The sequence below is a fragment of the Streptomyces sp. NPDC006430 genome (assembly GCF_040612395.1).
Classification (GTDB): Bacteria; Actinomycetota; Actinomycetes; order Streptomycetales; family Streptomycetaceae; genus Streptomyces.
On the sequence record NZ_JBEXQA010000026.1, the window covers coordinates 1 to 16,168 of the forward strand.

The following is a 16,168-nucleotide window of genomic DNA, read 5'->3' on the forward strand; positions in this document are numbered from 1 at the left end:
GCGTTCACCCCGCCGCCCGGGCCGCCCCGCCCCCCCACACCCCCGCCCCGGCCCCCCCCCCCCCCGGGGGGGGGGCCCCCCCCCCCGGCCGGCCCCCCCTCCCGTTTTCAGCATGACCGTTTTCGGCATGACCATCGGGCCGTTGGCGGCGCCGACACCCACCGGACCCACTTCCCGGCCGTCCGGAGTGCGGTGGTCATTCCCGGCGGGCCAGCGCGACCACCCGTTCCGCCCCCGCCACGACCGCCGGATCGACGAAGCGGCCGTCGGGCAGGGCCACTGCGCCCGGGGTGCGGCGGGCCGCCGCGACGATCTCCTCGGCGGCGGTGACCTCCTCCGGAGCGGGCAGGTAGGCCCGCTCGATCACGGGCAATTGCCGCGGGTGGATCGCAGCCCGCCCCAGGAAGCCCAGCCCTCGGCCGCGGGCACAGGAGACGGCCAGCCCCTCCAGGTCCCGGATGTCCGGGAAGACGGACTGGGCGGGTGGCGCCAGCCCGGCCGCCCGTGCCGCGAACACCACCCGGGAGCGGGGCCAGTCCAGGCCCCCCTCCGCGGTGACCGCGGTGATGCCCAGATCGGCCCGGAGGTCGGACTCTCCGAGGGAGAGCCCGCGCAGGGCGGGGTGTGCGCGGGCGATCTCGTACGCGCGCTCCACGCCCAGCGCCGACTCCAGGAGGGCGTACAGGGCCACCCCGCCGGTGCGTTCGGCGACCGCGGCGATCTGCTCGGGAGCCGAGATCTTCGGCAGTCGCAACCCCGCCAGGCCCCGCAGCCCGGTCAGGGCGGTCAGGTCGGCGCCGGCCCAGGGGGAGCCGAGGCCGTTGACGCGGACGTGGACCGGGACCGGGGGACGCTCGGCCAGCCGCTCCGCCGTGGCGGCGCGGGCGTACTCCTTGCGGGAGGCCGACACCGCGTCCTCCAGGTCGACGATGACGGCGTCCGCCCCGGAATGCAGGGCCTTGGCGACCACCTCCGGTCGGTCGCCGGGCACGTAGAGCCAGGTCAGGATCACAGGACCCCCTCCGTCCGGAGCGCGCTGATCTCGGCTTCGGACAGGCCGAGTTCGCAGAGCACGGCATCGGTGTCCGCGCCGTGCGGGCGGCCCGCCCAGCGGATCCCGCCGGGGGTCCGAGACAGCCGGAACAGGACGTTCTGCATCCGGAGCGGGCCGAGCTCCGGATCCTCGACCTCGGTGACGGTGTCCAGGGCCGCGAACTGCGGATCGGCCATGACGTCCCGTACGTCGTAGACCAGGGCCACTGCGGCCTGGGCCTCCTCGAAGGCGGCGACCACGTCCTCGGCCTTGTGGCGGGCGATCCAACCGCCGACCGCCTCGTCGAGGACGGGCGCGTGGGCGGCCCGGCCGGACCCGGTCGCGAACCACGGCTCGGCGATCAGTTCGGGCCGGCCCACCAGCCGCACCACCCGTTCCGCGATCGACTGGGCCGAAGTGGAGACCGCCAGCCAGCGGCCATCGGCACTGCGGTAGGTGTTGCGCGGGGCGTTGTTGGTGGAGCGGTTGCCGGTGCGCGGCTGGACGTAGCCGAGCTGGTCGTACCAGAGCGGGTGCGGGCCCAGCACGGTGAGGATCGGCTCGATGATGGCCAGGTCCACCACCTGCCCGTGGCCGGTGAGGTCACGGCCGGCGAGCGCGGTCATCACGGCGTAAGCGGTGGTCAGCGCGGCGATCGAGTCCGCGAGCCCGAAGGGCGGCAGGGTCGGCGCCCCGTCCGGTTCCCCGGTGATCGCGGCGAAGCCGCTCATCGCCTCCGCGAGGGTGCCGAAGCCGGGGCGGTGGGCGTACGGGCCCTGCTGGCCGAAGGCCGTGACGCGGGCCAGGATCAGCCGCGGGTTGGCGGCGGACAGCTCGGGCCAGCCCAGGCCCCACCTCTCCAGGGTGCCGGGGCGGAAGTTCTCGATCACCACGTCGGCGGTGGCTGCGAGGCGCAACAGGGTGTCGCGGCCACCGGGCGTGGACAGGTCGAGGGTCATCGTCCGCTTGTTCCGGCCGAGCAGTTTCCACCACAGGCCGATGCCGTCCTTGGCGGGGCCGTGACCGCGCGAGGGGTCGGGGCGGCCCGGATGCTCGACCTTGACGACCTCGGCCCCGAAGTCGCCGAGCAGGGTCGCGGCGAGCGGGCCGGCGAAGAGGGTGGCGAGGTCGAGGACGCGCAACCCCCGCAGGGGCCCCGCCGGCTGCTGCGCCGAAGCCCCGGCCTCCGGGCCCACCCCCGCGCCCGCCACGGACCGGCGACCGTCCCCGCCCCGGGCCCCGGCCCCGGGCGCCGCCGGGGCTCCGCCCGGGGCCACCGCCCCGGGTGTGGGGGTCGTGTGCGGCCGGGGGGTGGTGCTGGTGCGGGGTGCCGTCGGGCCTTCTGCTTTGGGTGTGGGGGTCCTGTCCGGCGGGGGCGTGCTGGTGTGGGGTGCCGTCGGGGCTCCGGCCGGGGAGTCCGTCCTGTTTGCGGAGTGGTCGTTCGGCCGGGGCTCCGGTGCGGGGGCGACGGGGGTCATGCGTCGGCCCCGTGCGCGGGCAGCGGCCGGGCCGCGGGCCCGGGCCCCGGCGGCTGCGCCGCCTGCCGCGCCGCCGGCCCCCGGTCCGGTCCGGTCCCGGTCCCGGCCAGGGCGAAGGCCTCGGTCTCGGCACGGGTCGGCATGGAGTCCTGCGCGCCGGGCCGTAGGACCGACAGGGCGGCGGCAGCGCAAGCCCACGCCAATGCCCCGCGCATCGGCCGGCCCTCGCCCAGGGCCACCGCGAGCGCGCCGACGAACGTGTCCCCGGCGGCCGTGGAGTCCACCGCCCGGACCCGCGGCGCCGGCACCGTGAACGGCTCCTTCCCGCGGGCCGCGTACAGCGCCCCGGCCGCGCCGAGCGTGACCACCACCTCCGGGACCCGCTCCAGCAGCGCCGCTGCGGCCTGACGGGGGTCCGTCAGGCCGGTCAGGGCCGCCGCCTCGTGCTCGTTGGGGACCAGCAGATCGACCGAGGCCAGCAGTTCCACCGGCAGCGGCTGCGCCGGCGCGGGCGTCAGGACCGTCCGTACGCCGTGTGCACGGGCCGCGCGGGCCGCCGCCGTGACCCCGGACAGCGGCACTTCCAACTGGAGCAGCAGTGTTTCGGCCGCGGCGATCCGCGCCGCGTCACCGGCCTCCAGGCCGGTGACCCGGGCGTTGGCACCGGGGACGACGATGATGCTGTTGGCACCCTCGTCGTCCACGGTGATGTGGGCGGTGCCGCTGGCCCCCTCGACCGTGCGCAGGCCCGCGGTCCCGACCCCGGCCGCGGCGAGCGCGGAGCGCAGCCGTGCGCCGAACTCGTCGGCCCCGACCGCGCCGATCATCAACACCTCCGCGCCGCAGCGGGCGGCGGCGACGGCCTGGTTGGCTCCCTTGCCGCCGGGGACCGTGCGGAACGCCCGGCCGGTGACGGTCTCCCCGAGGCGGGGGGCCTTGGGGACGTAGGCGACGAGGTCCATGTTCGTACTGCCGAGCACGGCGATGGCCGTCATGGGCGGGCTGCCTCCTGTGCGGTGAGCTGGGCGAGGGTGTCGAAGCCGATGCCGTCGAAACCCGGGACGGTGGTGGCGAGGCGGTTCTTGAGGGGGGCGGACCAACGGGCCGGGACGCCGTTCCCGTCGACGAGCGCGGCGAGGGAGCCGGCGGTCGCCCCGTTGGAATCGGTGTCCCAACCTCCGGACACGACACGGCAGACGGAACGGGTGAAGTCGCCGTCGCCATGGGTGAGTGCGGCAGCGATCAGGGCGGTGTTGGGGACGGCGTGCACCCAGTGGTAGTGACCGTAGCGGGCGTGCAGACGGTCCACGACGCGATCGAAGTCGGCGTGCCGCTCGGCGGTGTCGATGGCGTGGCGGACGGCCTCGGCCAGCCGCGAACGGGGCGGTACGACGGCCAGCCCGGCCCGGAGCGCGCTGTGGACGTCGGCCTGGCCGGTGGTGGCCTCGGCGATGGCGGCGGCGGTGAAGAGCGCGGCGTAGACGCCGTTGCCGGTGTGGGTGAGGGCGGCGTCCCGGTACGCCTGGGCCGCGGCGGCGGCCGGGTCACCGGGGTTGGTCCAGCCGTGGACGTCGGCGCGGATGAGGGCGCCGATCCACTCCCGGAAGGGGTTGTGGTGGGTGGCGGTGGCCGGCGGCTCCAGCCCGAGCAGCAGGTTCCGGTACGCGAGGCGCTCGGCGGTGAAGGTCCGGCCCGCGGGGAGCTCGTCGAGCCAGAGCCGGGCGACGTCGGCGGTGGTGAAGTGCCGGCCGTGCCGCTGCATCAGCAGCAGGTTCAGGAGTGGGTAGTTGAGGTCGTCGTCCTCGGGAGTGCCGTCGATGTTCTCCGCGAGGGAGGTGGCGGCGGAACGGCGGTTCCACGGGTACGCGGCCAGCAGCTCCGCGGGGACGCCCTCGGCGGTGAACCAGTCGGCCAGCGGCCAGTTCCCGGCGGCCCGGGCCAGCGCGCGGATGCCCTCCAGCGGCAGCTTCTCGACGGGCTTGCCCAGGACGCATCCCACGGCCCGCCCGAGCCAGGCGGCCTCCAGCCGGGCCTGCAGCGCGGGATCGGGCCCCGGCCGGGGGCACCCCCCGGGCCCGAACGCCTCGGCACCCTCCCGGGCCCCGCCCCGCAGGCCCCGGGTGCTCCGGCCTCCCGGGCCGCCGGGGTCCGGGGGCGCCGGGGGGCCGGCCGGGGCCGCTCCGCCCGGTCCGGGGCGGGCGAGCCCGTCGGCCGCCTTCCGGCCGGGGGGTGAGGACCCGGGGTCCGGGGGCTGGCCCCTGGTTCCGGGCAGGGGCGGGGCGGGGGAGCCCTCCCCGCCCGGAGCCGTGGCGCGGGCGCATGCGGCGGTGATGGCCGGCCAGGCGGTCGGCTCGTCCTGCGCCTGGGGAGAAGGGAGTTCGGCCAGTTCGGCCAGCAGGCGCGAGGCCAGGCAACGGAGTTCCGGTGCCGGTGGCGCCGGGGAGGCGCCCGCGCGGGCCGGGGCCAGGTGGCCGCCCGCCGCCAGCCAAGCACGGAGCAGGGGCTCGGCCCGCCGGCCGTCCTCCGCCGCTTGCCGCAGCTCGTGGCCGACCAGGTCCTCCGGATGGACCCAGGTGAGGCGGATCGCCGTGACCGGGCCCACGACCTCCTCACCGGGGGCCGGCGTAGCGACGCCCGAGGGTTTGGCGCCGCCAGTCGGTGCGGGCGCCGCCCGGCGGTCCGTGCCGTGCATCCGCGCGGGAACCGGTGCTGCGGGTGCGGGTGCGGGTGTGGGGGCGCCCGGTGCCGGGCCGGTCACCGGTCGGCCGCGAGGGACGCGAAGGCCGACTCGTGGGTACGGCGGCGAGCCAGGTCCAGGGTGAAGACCTCCCGGGCCACCGCGGCCAGCGCCGCCGCCGGAGCGTGCAGGTCGAGTCGGCTGGCCTCGGCGACCTGTTTGGCCCAGGCGGACGGGACCGCCGAGACGCCGGCGAGGGCTCCGGCGATCGCCCCCGCCATCGTGGCGATGGAGTCGCAGTCCCGGCCGTAGTTGACGGCGCCGAGTACGGAGCCCTCGTACGCCCCGTCGGCGACGATCAGCATGCCGAGCGCGACCGGGAGTTCCTCGATCGAGTGCAGCCGGGACGGCCGCCGGGCGCCCAGGGAGGGCGTGCGGTAGTCCGGGCCGACCGAGTCGTACGGGGCGACCGCCGCACGCAGGGGAGCCAAAGCCGACTCGAAGTCCCGGTGCTGCGCGGCGACTTCGCAGACCGCCCCGATCGCCTGCCGGGTGCCGTCCTTCGCCAGCGCGAGGGCCGTGTCCACCACCGACGACACCGTCGCCCCGGGCGTGCACGCCGCCGCCACCGCCGCCGCGAAGACGCCCGCGGCCTCCCGCCCGTACGAGGACTGGTGCGCCCCGGCGATGTCCAGCGCCTCCGTGTACGCACCGGCCGGATGGCCCGCGTTGACGATGCCGACCGGCGCCATGTACATCGCCGCGCCGCAGTTCACGATGTTGCCGTTGCCCGCCTCGCGCGGGTCCGCGTGCGCGTAGTGCAGCCGGGTCACGATCCACTTCTCGGCGAGGAAGATCCGCTGGAGGGGGAGGGCCTCGGCTTCCAGTTCGGGGATCCAGCGCGGCGTGGTCATCAGGTCCGGGACCAGGTGCTCGGCGATCGCGTACGCGTCCACGTGGTCGCGCACGGCCTCGTAGACCCGTACCAGTGCGTGGGTCATGAGGGTGTCGTCGGTGACGTGACCGTCGCCCTTGTGGTACGGGGCGATGGGGCGGGCGGTGCGCCAGTCCTCGTGCCACGGGCCGACGATGCCGTGCACCCGGCCGCCGTGCCGTTCCACGATCTGGTCCGGCGTCCAGCCCTCCACCGGGCCGCCGAGGGCGTCGCCGACGGCGGCGCCGACGAGGCAGCCGGCCGCCCGTTCTTCCAAAGTGAGCGTCATGTCCGAATCATCCCTTGGGAGAGGTGAGTTCCGTGCGAGCGAGGAGCGCGGCGAGTTCGACCAGATCGGTGCCGGCGAGGCGGGGGAGTGCGCAGCCGGAAAGGGTGCGGCAAGCCTCGCGCCACGCGGTGGGGATCGAGTCGCCGCCGCCGAGGGCGCCGGTGAGTGCGCCGGCGAGGGCGGGGGCGGAGTCCGCGACCCGGGAGAGGCAGGCGGCGGCCGGGACGGCTTCGCCGACCCTGCCGCGGGCGGCGGTGGCGAGGGCGAGGGCCACGGGGACGGTTTCGGCGGCGGCGATGCCGTAGCTGTAGACGTGGTCCACGATCTCGTGTTCGAGGACGGGGACGATGGCGAAGGCGCCGCCGCCGTCCGTGTGGGTACGGGCGAGCTTGACGGCGTGGCGGGCGTTGCGGCCGATCTCGGTGGCCTCGGGAAGCTGGCCGAGGGCGGCGTCGACGGCGGCGTCGGTGTCCGCGCCGGCGAGGGCGACCGCGAGGGCGGCGGCCATGGCGCGGGCGCCGTGGACCCCGTCGCCGTCCTGGGTGTAGCGGGCGTCGAACTCGGCGAGTTCGGCCGCGTCGGCCGGGGCACCGGGGTGGACGCAGGCCAGGACGCAGGCGCGGACGCATGCGGCGTCGTCGAAGTAGTGCGGGTTGTCGTGGCCGGTGGCGGGCGGACGCAGGCCGGCGGCGAGATTGCCGAGGCCTGCGCGTACGGAGATGCGGGCGCGCAGCGGCAGTACGGCCGACTCGACCTCGGGGGCGCGTTCGGCCGCCGCGGCGACCTCGCTGGCCAGGGCGTTCCAGGCGAGGTCGATGGCGGCCCGCATCCGGCGCGACCGGCTGAGGTCGCTGAGCAGCACACCGGCCGCGGTGAGCACCGACTCCGCGGCGAAGGCGGCCCACTCGGCGTCGTCGGAAGGGCCGAGGCGCAGCGGTTCCGGGGGTTGGTTCAGCGCGATGGGCACGGGCAGGGTCGTCGTCGCGTTCTGCTCGGCGAAGGTGTCGAGCTCGCGGGTGAGGCGGCGGGTCCACTCGGGCATGCGGCTGGCCCGGTGGCGGGCGGCGGGCCAGCCCGCGGCGTCCCCGGCGGCCATCCCGAGGAGCAGCCCCTCGATCCGCCGGACCCCTGCGGGAGGCCGGCCGGTGGCACGGGCCGGCGCGGCGGTACGGGGCGGCCCGGCGGTACGGGGCGCGGTGGGTGCGTCGGCCGCGGAGGGCGCCGGCTCCGGGTCCCCGGGACGTCCGCCCGAGGAGCCCGTGGCATCCGCGGAGTCCGCTGCGTCTGCGGAGCCCCTTGCGATCGGGGACGTCGGTGTGCTCGGTGGGGGCTTGTTCGGGGCCGCGTCCGTCGGGGGCCAGGGTGTGCGCGGCGGGGTCACCGGGGGATCTCGGCTTCCGGGGTGAGCAGGTCCGCGATGTCCAGGACGTGGTGGCCCCGCATCGAGGGGAGACAGCTGCCCCGGACCGGGCCGATCGCCGAAGACCAGGCGGTCGGGATCGCGGCGACGCCCGACAGGGCCCCGGAGAGGGCGCCCGCCACGGCGGCCGTGGTGTCCGCGTCGCGCCCCATGTTGACGGCGGTCAGGACGGAGGCGGCGAAGCTGCCGTGGCAGGTGGCGAACGCTCCGAAGGCCAGGCCCACCGCTTCCGGGGCCAGGTCCGTCCATGGGTAGCCCCCGATCACCACCGCGGAGCGCACCGCCCGCTCGCCGCGCGGGGCTGCCGTGACGGCCCGGCGCAGCGAGCGGGCGGTCCAGGAGTCCGAGGGGATGACGGAGAGCGCGGCGGAGACCACGGACGCCGGACTGCCGCCGGCCATCGCCGCGGCGACGCCCGCCGCCACCGCCTGGCCGCCGTAGATGCCCTCCCCGTCGTGGCTCACGCTGCCGTCGATCGCGACCAGCCGGGCCGCTTCGGCGGGGCGGCCCGCCGCGAACACCCCGAAGGGGGCCGCCCGCATGGCCAGGCCGTCCGACCAGGCGTGGCGGTGCTGCGCGGAGATGGGGGCCGCGAGACCACGGCGGAGGTTCTCCAGGGTGCCGCGCTCGCTGAACCCGGCCCCGCGGAACGGTCCTTCGTCGAGGTCGGCGATCCAGTGGTGCCACGCCCGCTCGACGTGGGAGACGGTGAGCGCCGACCCGTGGCGGGCCAGCAGGAGCCCGGAGAAGATCGCGTACTCGGTGTCGTCGGTGCCGGCCGGATCGTCCGACACGAAGCCCTCGATCCGGCCCCATTTCGCCCGGATCTCCGACGGCTTCATGTTCTCGGCGGGGGCGCCCAGCGCGTCACCCACCGCGAGGCCCAGCAGGGCGCCCCTGGCCCGTTCGAGGAGGACCTGCGGATTGCATGCAATCAGCTCCATGGCGCGCCTCTCCATTTGGTGGGGCTCGTCGTGAGCCCATGGGGGATTTGTGCCACGGCATGTGGTTTGTCGGTCGCCGCGAAACACCCCGCCCGTGCCCCCGTCACCCGGTCGCCGACCCGCGAAACCCCAGGTAAGTACGGCCTTCCTTGCTGGCGGGCGACAGAAATCGTGCGTAGTTTCGAGGTGTTCAGGGGGAGTGGATGCCTGCGCGTCGCCTTCGCGTACCCACTCGGAAGAAAAGGGGAGATACGCCGCATGTCCATCATCGACACCGAAGCACCGCTGCACACCGCACACCGCGACAACCACACCCACCGCGACGTCAACGGTGGATGGCTGCGGCCGGCCGTCTTCGGCGCCATGGACGGGCTGGTCTCCAACCTCGCGCTGATGACCGGCGTCGCCGGCGGCGCCGTCTCCCCGCAGACGGTCGTGATCGCCGGGCTCGCGGGCCTGGCGGCCGGCGCCTTCTCGATGGCGGCCGGCGAGTACACCTCCGTCGCCTCGCAGCGCGAGCTGGTCCTCGCCGAACTGGACGTGGAGCGCCAGCAGTTGTGCAAGCACCCCGTCGACGAGATGGAGGAGCTGGCCGAGCTCTACGTATCGCGCGGCGTCGAGCCCGCCCTCGCCCGTGAAGTCGCCATGCAGCTGTCCCGCGATCCCGAGCAGGCGCTGGAGATCCACGCCCGCGAGGAGCTCGGGATCGATCCCGAGGAGCTGCCGTCGCCGATGGTCGCCGCGGTCTCCTCCTTCGGCTCCTTCGCGCTGGGCGCCCTGCTGCCCGTCCTGCCGTACCTGCTCGGTGCCACGTCCCTGTGGCCGGCGGTGCTGCTCGCGCTGGCCGGGCTCTTCGCCTGCGGTGCGATCGTCTCCCGGGTCACCGCGCGGAGCTGGTGGTACAGCGGGCTGCGGCAGCTGCTGCTGGGCGCTGCCGCCGCGGGTGTGACGTACGTCCTGGGAACCTGGATCGGCGGAGCCGTAGGCTGACCGGGCATGGGGTGAGACACTATGCAGTGCGCAGCATAAGTAGTCCGTTACTCGGCGGTTTCGATTCCGTGTCCGCCGGGCATCAGACCAGGGCGCGCCGGGCAACGATGCCCACTCCGCGTCGGGACCTTCGCCCCGTGGTGTGCCCTGATGTGACCGCGAAGGTTTCCACTTTCTGCCTCGTGCCGTGTCCGCATGGTGAAACGCCATATCCGGTTCTCGGGATAGCCGTCATCATGTAACCTGCACGAAATTTCGCAGAGGGCCAACGTCGTCCCTCGGCTATGCACATATGCCACGACGACGACGGGAGAGCCGATGCGTTCCGCATCCACGCACTCCGCGACCGGCCCCAGCACCACCGCCTGGTCGCCCATGGACGGTCGCCCCGCCCAGCAGGGCATGTACGACCCGCGCAACGAGCACGACGCCTGCGGCGTCGGCTTTGTGGCCAACCTCAGCGGCGAGGCCAGCCACACGCTGGTCGAGCAGGCGCTGACCGTACTGCGGAACCTCGAGCACCGCGGCGCCACCGGATCCGAGCCGGACTCGGGCGACGGCGCCGGAATCCTCTCCCAGGTGCCGGACGCCTTCCTCCGCGAGGTGGCCGGTTTCGAGCTCCCCGAGGCCGGCGCGTACGCCGTCGGCATCGCCTTCCTCCCCGCCGACGGCACCGCACAGGCCGTCGCCGTGGAGCAGATCGAGGCCATCGCCGCCGAGGAGAACCTCACCGTTCTCGGCTGGCGCGAGGTCCCGGTCACCCCGGACCTGCTCGGCAACGGCGCCCGCGCCACCATGCCGGCCTTCTCGCAGCTGTTCGTCAGCAACGGGAGCAGCGGCATCGAGCTGGACCGCAAGGCCTTCGTGCTGCGCAAGCGCGCCGAGCGCGAGGTCGGGGTCTACTTCCCGTCGCTCTCCGCCCGCACCATCGTTTACAAGGGCATGCTGACCACCGGCCAGCTGGAGCCCTTCTTCCCGGACCTCTCCGACCGTCGCTTCGCCTCGACGCTGGCGCTGGTCCACTCGCGGTTCTCCACGAACACCTTCCCGTCCTGGCCGCTGGCCCACCCGTACCGCTTCGTCGCGCACAACGGCGAGATCAACACGGTCAAGGGCAACCGCAACTGGATGAAGGCCCGCGAGTCCCAGCTGGCCTCCGACGTCTTCGGCGACGGCGCGCTGGACCGGATCTTCCCGATCTGCACCCCGGACGCCTCCGACTCGGCCTCCTTCGACGAGGTCCTGGAGCTGCTCCACCTCGGCGGTCGCTCCCTGCCGCACAGCGTGCTGATGATGATCCCGGAGGCGTGGGAGAACCACACCTCCATGGACCCGGCCCGCCGCGCGTTCTACCAGTACCACTCCACGCTGATGGAGCCCTGGGACGGCCCGGCCTGCGTCACCTTCACCGACGGCACCCAGGTCGGCGCGGTCCTCGACCGCAACGGTCTGCGCCCCGGCCGCTACTGGGTCACCGACGACGGCCTCGTCGTCCTCGGCTCCGAAGTCGGCGTGCTCGACATCGACCCGTCCAAGGTCGTCCGCAAGGGCCGCCTCCAGCCCGGCAAGATGTTCCTCGTCGACACCGCCCAGAAGCGGATCGTCGAGGACGACGAAATCAAGGCCGAGCTGGCCGCCGCGGCACCGTACGCCGAGTGGCTGGAAACCGGCGAGATCGAGCTGACGGACCTGCCCGAGCGCGAGCACATCGTGCACACCCACGCCTCGGTCACCCGCCGCCAGCAGACCTTCGGCTACACCGAGGAAGAGCTGCGCGTCATCCTCGCCCCGATGGCCCGCACCGGCGGCGAGCCGCTCGGATCCATGGGTACGGACTCCCCGATCGCGGCCCTGTCCGAGCGCCCCCGGCTGCTCTTCGACTACTTCACGCAGCTCTTCGCCCAGGTCACCAACCCGCCGCTGGACGCCATCCGCGAGGAGCTCGTCACCTCGCTGCTGTCCTCGCTGGGCCCGCAGGGCAACCTGCTGGAGCCGACCGCCGCGTCCTGCCGCAGCGTCACCCTGCCCTTCCCGGTGATCGACAACGACGAGCTGGCCAAGCTCATCCACGTCAACGCCGACGGCGACATGCCGGGCATGAAGGCCGCCACCCTCTCGGGCCTCTACCGGGTCTCCGGCGGAGGCGAGTCGCTGGCCGGCCGCCTGGAGGAGATCCGCAGCGAGGTCGACGCGGCCATCGCCAACGGCGCCCACCTGATCGTCCTCTCGGACCGTCACTCGGACGCCGAGCACGCGCCGATCCCGTCGCTGCTCCTGACCGCGGCCGTGCACCACCACCTCATCGCCACCAAGCAGCGCACCCAGGTGGGCCTGCTGGTCGAGGCCGGCGACGTCCGCGAGGTCCACCACGTGGCCCTGCTCATCGGCTACGGCGCCGCCGCGGTGAACCCGTACCTCGCCATGGAGTCCGTCGAGGACCTGCTGCGCGCCGGTACCTTCCTGTCCGGCCTGGAGCCGGAGCAGGCCATCAGGAACCTGATCTACGCGCTCGGCAAGGGCGTCCTGAAGGTCATGTCCAAGATGGGCATCTCCACCGTCGCCTCCTACCGCGGCGCCCAGGTCTTCGAGGCCGTCGGCCTGAACGAGGAGTTCGTCGAGACCTACTTCAACGGCACCGCCACCAAGATCGGCGGCGCCGGCCTGGACGTCATCGCCAAGGAGGTGGCCGCGCGCCACGCCAAGGCGTACCCGGTCTCCGGCATCGCGGCCACGCACCGCGCGCTGGAGATCGGCGGCGAGTACCAGTGGCGCCGCGAGGGCGAGCCGCACCTGTTCGACCCGGAGACGGTCTTCCGCCTCCAGCACGCCACCCGCAACCGCCGGTACGACATCTTCAAGAAGTACACGGACCGGGTGAACGAGCAGTCCGAGCGGCTGATGACGCTCCGCGGCCTCTTCGGCTTCGCCCCGGACCGCCCGTCTATCCCCGTCGACGAGGTCGAGCCGGTCTCCGAGATCGTCAAGCGCTTCTCCACCGGCGCCATGTCGTACGGCTCCATCTCGCGCGAGGCCCACGAGACCCTCGCCATCGCCATGAACCAGCTGGGCGCCAAGTCCAACACCGGTGAGGGCGGCGAGGACCCGGAGCGCCTGTACGACCCGGCCCGCCGGTCCTCGATCAAGCAGGTCGCCTCCGGCCGCTTCGGCGTCACGTCCGAGTACCTGGTCAACGCGGACGACATCCAGATCAAGATGGCGCAGGGTGCCAAGCCCGGCGAGGGCGGCCAGCTGCCCGGCCACAAGGTCTACCCGTGGGTCGCCAAGACCCGGCACTCCACCCCGGGCGTCGGCCTGATCTCCCCGCCGCCGCACCACGACATCTACTCCATCGAGGACCTGGCTCAGCTGATCCACGACCTCAAGAACGCCAACCCGGCCGCACGCATCCACGTGAAGCTGGTCTCCGAGGTCGGCGTCGGCACCGTCGCCGCGGGCGTCTCCAAGGCCCACGCGGACGTCGTCCTCATCTCCGGCCACGACGGCGGTACGGGCGCCTCCCCGCTCACCTCGCTCAAGCACGCGGGCGGCCCCTGGGAGCTCGGCCTCGCCGAGACCCAGCAGACCCTGCTGCTCAACGGTCTGCGCGACCGCATCGTGGTCCAGACGGACGGCCAGCTCAAGACCGGCCGCGACGTGGTCATCGCCGCGCTGCTCGGCGCCGAGGAGTTCGGTTTCGCGACCGCGCCGCTCGTCGTCTCCGGCTGCGTCATGATGCGCGTCTGCCACCTGGACACCTGCCCGGTCGGCATCGCCACCCAGAACCCGGTCCTGCGCGAGCGCTTCTCCGGCAAGCCCGAGTTCGTCGTGAACTTCTTCGAGTTCATCGCGCAGGAGGTCCGCGAGCTCCTCGCCGAGCTGGGCTTCCGGACGATCGAGGAGGCCGTCGGCCACGCCGAACTCCTCGACACCAGCAAGGCCGTCACGCACTGGAAGGCACAGGGCCTCGACCTGGAGCCCCTCTTCTACGTGCCGGAGCTGCCCGAGGGCGCGGTCCGCCACGCCCTGATCGAGCAGGACCACGGCCTGGAGAAGGCCCTCGACAACGAACTGATCGAACTCGCCGCCGAGGCCCTGGGCGCGGCGAGCGCCGAGGAGGCCCGGCCGGTCCGTGCCCAGGTCGCCATCCGGAACATCAACCGGACCGTCGGCACCATGCTCGGCCACGAGGTCACCAAGAAGTTCGGTGGTGCGGGCCTGCCCGACAACACCATCGACCTGACCTTCACGGGTTCGGCCGGCCAGTCGTTCGGCGCCTTCCTGCCGAAGGGCATCACCCTCCGCCTGGAGGGCGACGCCAACGACTACGTCGGCAAGGGCCTGTCCGGCGGCCGGATCGTGGTCCGCCCGGACCGCGGCGCCGACCACCTCGCCGAGTTCTCGACCATCGCCGGCAACACCATCGGCTACGGCGCCACCGGCGGCGAGATGTTCCTGCGAGGCCGCACCGGCGAACGCTTCTGCGTCCGCAACTCCGGTGCCCTGGTCGTCTCGGAGGGCGTGGGCGACCACGGCTGCGAGTACATGACCGGCGGCACGGCGGTCGTCCTCGGCGAGACGGGCCGCAACTTCGCGGCCGGCATGTCGGGCGGCGTCGCGTACGTCGTCGACCTCGCCGAGCAGAACGTCAACGTCGGCAACGTGGCCGCCATCGAGGCCCTCTCCGACACCGACGCGCAGTGGCTGCACGATGTGGTGCGCCGCCACCAGGAGGAGACCGGCTCGACCGTGGCCGCGAAGCTCCTGGCTGACTGGTCCGCCTCGGTGGACCGCTTCAGCAAGATCATCCCGACCACGTACAAGGCAGTGCTCGCCGCCAAGGATGCCGCTGAGCTGGCCGGACTCTCGGAGTCCGAGACCACGGAGAAGATGATGGAGGCGGCGACCCATGGCTGACCCGAAGGGCTTCCTCACCACCGAGCGCGAAACCGCCTGTTCCCGTCCGGTCGCCGAGCGACTGCGGGACTGGAACGAGGTCTACGTCCCGGGCTCGCTGCTCCCGATCATCAGCAAGCAGGCCGGCCGCTGCATGGACTGCGGCATCCCGTTCTGCCACAACGGCTGCCCGCTCGGGAACCTGATCCCGGAGTGGAACGACTTCGCGTACCGCGAGGACTGGTCGGCCGCTTCCGAGCGCCTCCACGCCACGAACAACTTCCCGGAGTTCACGGGCCGCCTGTGCCCGGCCCCGTGCGAGTCCGCGTGCGTCCTCGGCATCAACCAGCCGGCCGTCACGATCAAGAACGTCGAAGTCTCGATCATCGACAAGGCCTGGGACAACGGCGACGTCACCCCGCAGGCGCCGGAGCGCCTCTCCGGCAAGACGGCCGCCGTCATCGGCTCCGGCCCGGCCGGCCTGGCCGCCGCCCAGCAGCTGACCCGGGCCGGCCACACCGTGGTGGTGTACGAGCGCGCGGACCGCATCGGCGGTCTGCTGCGCTACGGCATCCCCGCGTTCAAGATGGAGAAGGTGCACATCAACCGCCGCATCGAGCAGATGCGCGCGGAGGGCACCAAGTTCCGCACCGGCATCGAGATCGGCCGCGACCTGAGCGCGACCGACCTGCGCAAGCGGTTCGACGCGGTGGTCATCGCGGCAGGCGCGACGGTCTCCCGCGACCTGCCGGTACCGGGCCGTGAGCTGGGCGGCATCCACTTCGCGATGGAGTACCTCCCCCTCGCGAACAAGGTCCAGGAGGGCGACTTCATGGCGCCCCCCATCACGGCCGAGGGCAAGCACGTGGTCGTCATCGGCGGCGGCGACACCGGGGCGGACTGCGTGGGCACGGCCCACCGCCAGGGCGCCCTGTCGGTCACCCAGCTGGAGATCATGCCGAAGCCCGGCGAGGAGCGGAACGCCAACCAGCCCTGGCCGACCTTCCCGATGCTGTACAAGGTCACCTCGGCGCACGAGGAGGGCGGCGAGCGGGTCTACTCCGTCTCCACCACCCACTTCGAGGGCGACGAGAACGGCAACGTCCAGGCCCTCCACCTGGTCGAGGTCGAGTTCGTCGACGGCAAGCTGGTCCAGCGCGAGGGCACCGAGCGGGTCATCCCGGCCCAGCTGGTCACCCTGGCGATGGGCTTCACCGGCACCGACCAGGCCAACGGCCTGGTCCAGCAGTTCGGCCTGGAGCTCGACGCGCGCGGCAACATCGAGCGCGACGCCTCCTACGCGACCAACGTGGACGGCGTCTTCGTCGCCGGCGACGCGGGCCGCGGCCAGTCGCTGATCGTCTGGGCCATCGCGGAGGGCCGCTCGGCCGCCCGCGGCGTGGACCGCTACCTCACCGGCAGCAGCACCCTCCCGTACCCGGTCAAGCCGACCGACCGCTCGCTGGTGGTGTAAGCCGGCAGCACCCCTCCCTTCGGGGAGACCCCTCAT

At 73.6% G+C, this 16,168-nt stretch carries 10 protein-coding genes; 3 read left to right on the plus strand and 7 right to left on the minus strand.

Going from position 1 to position 16,168, the window contains the following annotated elements; translation table 11 throughout:
• Positions 1-196: 196 nt before the first annotated feature.
• The 7 genes from ABZZ20_RS28170 to ABZZ20_RS28200 all read right to left on the minus strand — a co-directional run bounded on the left by ABZZ20_RS28170 (position 197) and on the right by ABZZ20_RS28200 (position 8,775).
• Complete coding sequence (locus ABZZ20_RS28170) at positions 197-1,012, minus strand: CoA ester lyase (RefSeq protein WP_356874266.1); 816 nt, start codon at positions 1,010-1,012, stop codon at positions 197-199.
• Complete coding sequence (locus ABZZ20_RS28175) at positions 1,009-2,229, minus strand: CoA transferase (protein ID WP_356874399.1); 1,221 nt, start codon at positions 2,227-2,229, stop codon at positions 1,009-1,011. The genes ABZZ20_RS28170 and ABZZ20_RS28175 overlap by 4 nt, the downstream gene beginning before the upstream one ends.
• 278 nt (positions 2,230-2,507) lie before the next feature.
• The gene (gene rbsK / locus ABZZ20_RS28180) at positions 2,508-3,506 is read right to left on the minus strand and encodes a ribokinase (protein ID WP_356874268.1); all 999 of its coding nucleotides are present in this window, start codon (positions 3,504-3,506) and stop codon (positions 2,508-2,510) included.
• Positions 3,503-5,113: an ADP-ribosylglycohydrolase family protein gene (locus ABZZ20_RS28185; RefSeq protein ID WP_356874270.1), complete on the minus strand. Its 1,611-nt coding sequence runs from the start codon at positions 5,111-5,113 to the stop codon at positions 3,503-3,505. Before ABZZ20_RS28185 ends, rbsK begins: the two co-directional genes overlap by 4 nt.
• A 152-nt stretch (positions 5,114-5,265) precedes the next feature.
• The gene (locus tag ABZZ20_RS28190; RefSeq protein WP_356874272.1) at positions 5,266-6,411 is read right to left on the minus strand and encodes an ADP-ribosylglycohydrolase family protein; all 1,146 of its coding nucleotides are present in this window, start codon (positions 6,409-6,411) and stop codon (positions 5,266-5,268) included.
• Positions 6,412-6,418: 7 nt separating this feature from the next.
• The gene (locus ABZZ20_RS28195) at positions 6,419-7,792 is read right to left on the minus strand and encodes an ADP-ribosylglycohydrolase family protein (protein ID WP_356874274.1); all 1,374 of its coding nucleotides are present in this window, start codon (positions 7,790-7,792) and stop codon (positions 6,419-6,421) included.
• Positions 7,789-8,775 (minus strand): ADP-ribosylglycohydrolase family protein, encoded by a 987-nt coding sequence (locus ABZZ20_RS28200; RefSeq protein WP_356874276.1) that lies wholly within the window; start codon positions 8,773-8,775, stop codon positions 7,789-7,791. The genes ABZZ20_RS28195 and ABZZ20_RS28200 overlap by 4 nt, the downstream gene beginning before the upstream one ends.
• A gap of 258 nt (positions 8,776-9,033) precedes the next feature.
• Here ABZZ20_RS28200 and ABZZ20_RS28205 point away from each other — a divergent pair, with 258 nt between their 5' ends.
• The 3 genes from ABZZ20_RS28205 to ABZZ20_RS28215 all read left to right on the plus strand — a co-directional run bounded on the left by ABZZ20_RS28205 (position 9,034) and on the right by ABZZ20_RS28215 (position 16,132).
• Positions 9,034-9,765 carry a VIT1/CCC1 transporter family protein gene (locus ABZZ20_RS28205; RefSeq protein WP_356874278.1) on the plus strand — a complete coding sequence of 244 codons (732 nt, stop codon included), beginning with the start codon at positions 9,034-9,036 and terminating at the stop codon, positions 9,763-9,765.
• 375 nt (positions 9,766-10,140) lie between these two features.
• On the plus strand, positions 10,141-14,679 hold the full coding sequence (gene gltB / locus ABZZ20_RS28210) for a glutamate synthase large subunit (protein WP_356874401.1): 4,539 nt from the start codon (positions 10,141-10,143) through the stop codon (positions 14,677-14,679).
• A complete protein-coding gene (locus tag ABZZ20_RS28215; protein WP_356874280.1) occupies positions 14,672-16,132 on the plus strand; it encodes a glutamate synthase subunit beta in 1,461 nt (486 codons plus the stop codon). The genes gltB and ABZZ20_RS28215 overlap by 8 nt, the downstream gene beginning before the upstream one ends.
• Positions 16,133-16,168: the final 36 nt, after the last annotated feature.

Excerpts from the sequence above, each read along its gene's own strand:
- rbsK (WP_356874268.1), bottom strand. The coding sequence starts at position 3,506 with ATGACGGCCATCGCCGTGCTCGGCAGTACGAACATGGACCTCGTCGCC.
- ABZZ20_RS28190 (WP_356874272.1), bottom strand. The coding sequence starts at position 6,411 with ATGACGCTCACTTTGGAAGAACGGGCGGCCGGCTGCCTCGTCGGCGCC.
- ABZZ20_RS28200 (WP_356874276.1), bottom strand. The coding sequence starts at position 8,775 with ATGGAGCTGATTGCATGCAATCCGCAGGTCCTCCTCGAACGGGCCAGG.
- ABZZ20_RS28205 (WP_356874278.1), top strand. The coding sequence starts at position 9,034 with ATGTCCATCATCGACACCGAAGCACCGCTGCACACCGCACACCGCGAC.
- gltB (WP_356874401.1), top strand. The coding sequence starts at position 10,141 with ATGGACGGTCGCCCCGCCCAGCAGGGCATGTACGACCCGCGCAACGAG.
- ABZZ20_RS28215 (WP_356874280.1), top strand. The coding sequence starts at position 14,672 with ATGGCTGACCCGAAGGGCTTCCTCACCACCGAGCGCGAAACCGCCTGT.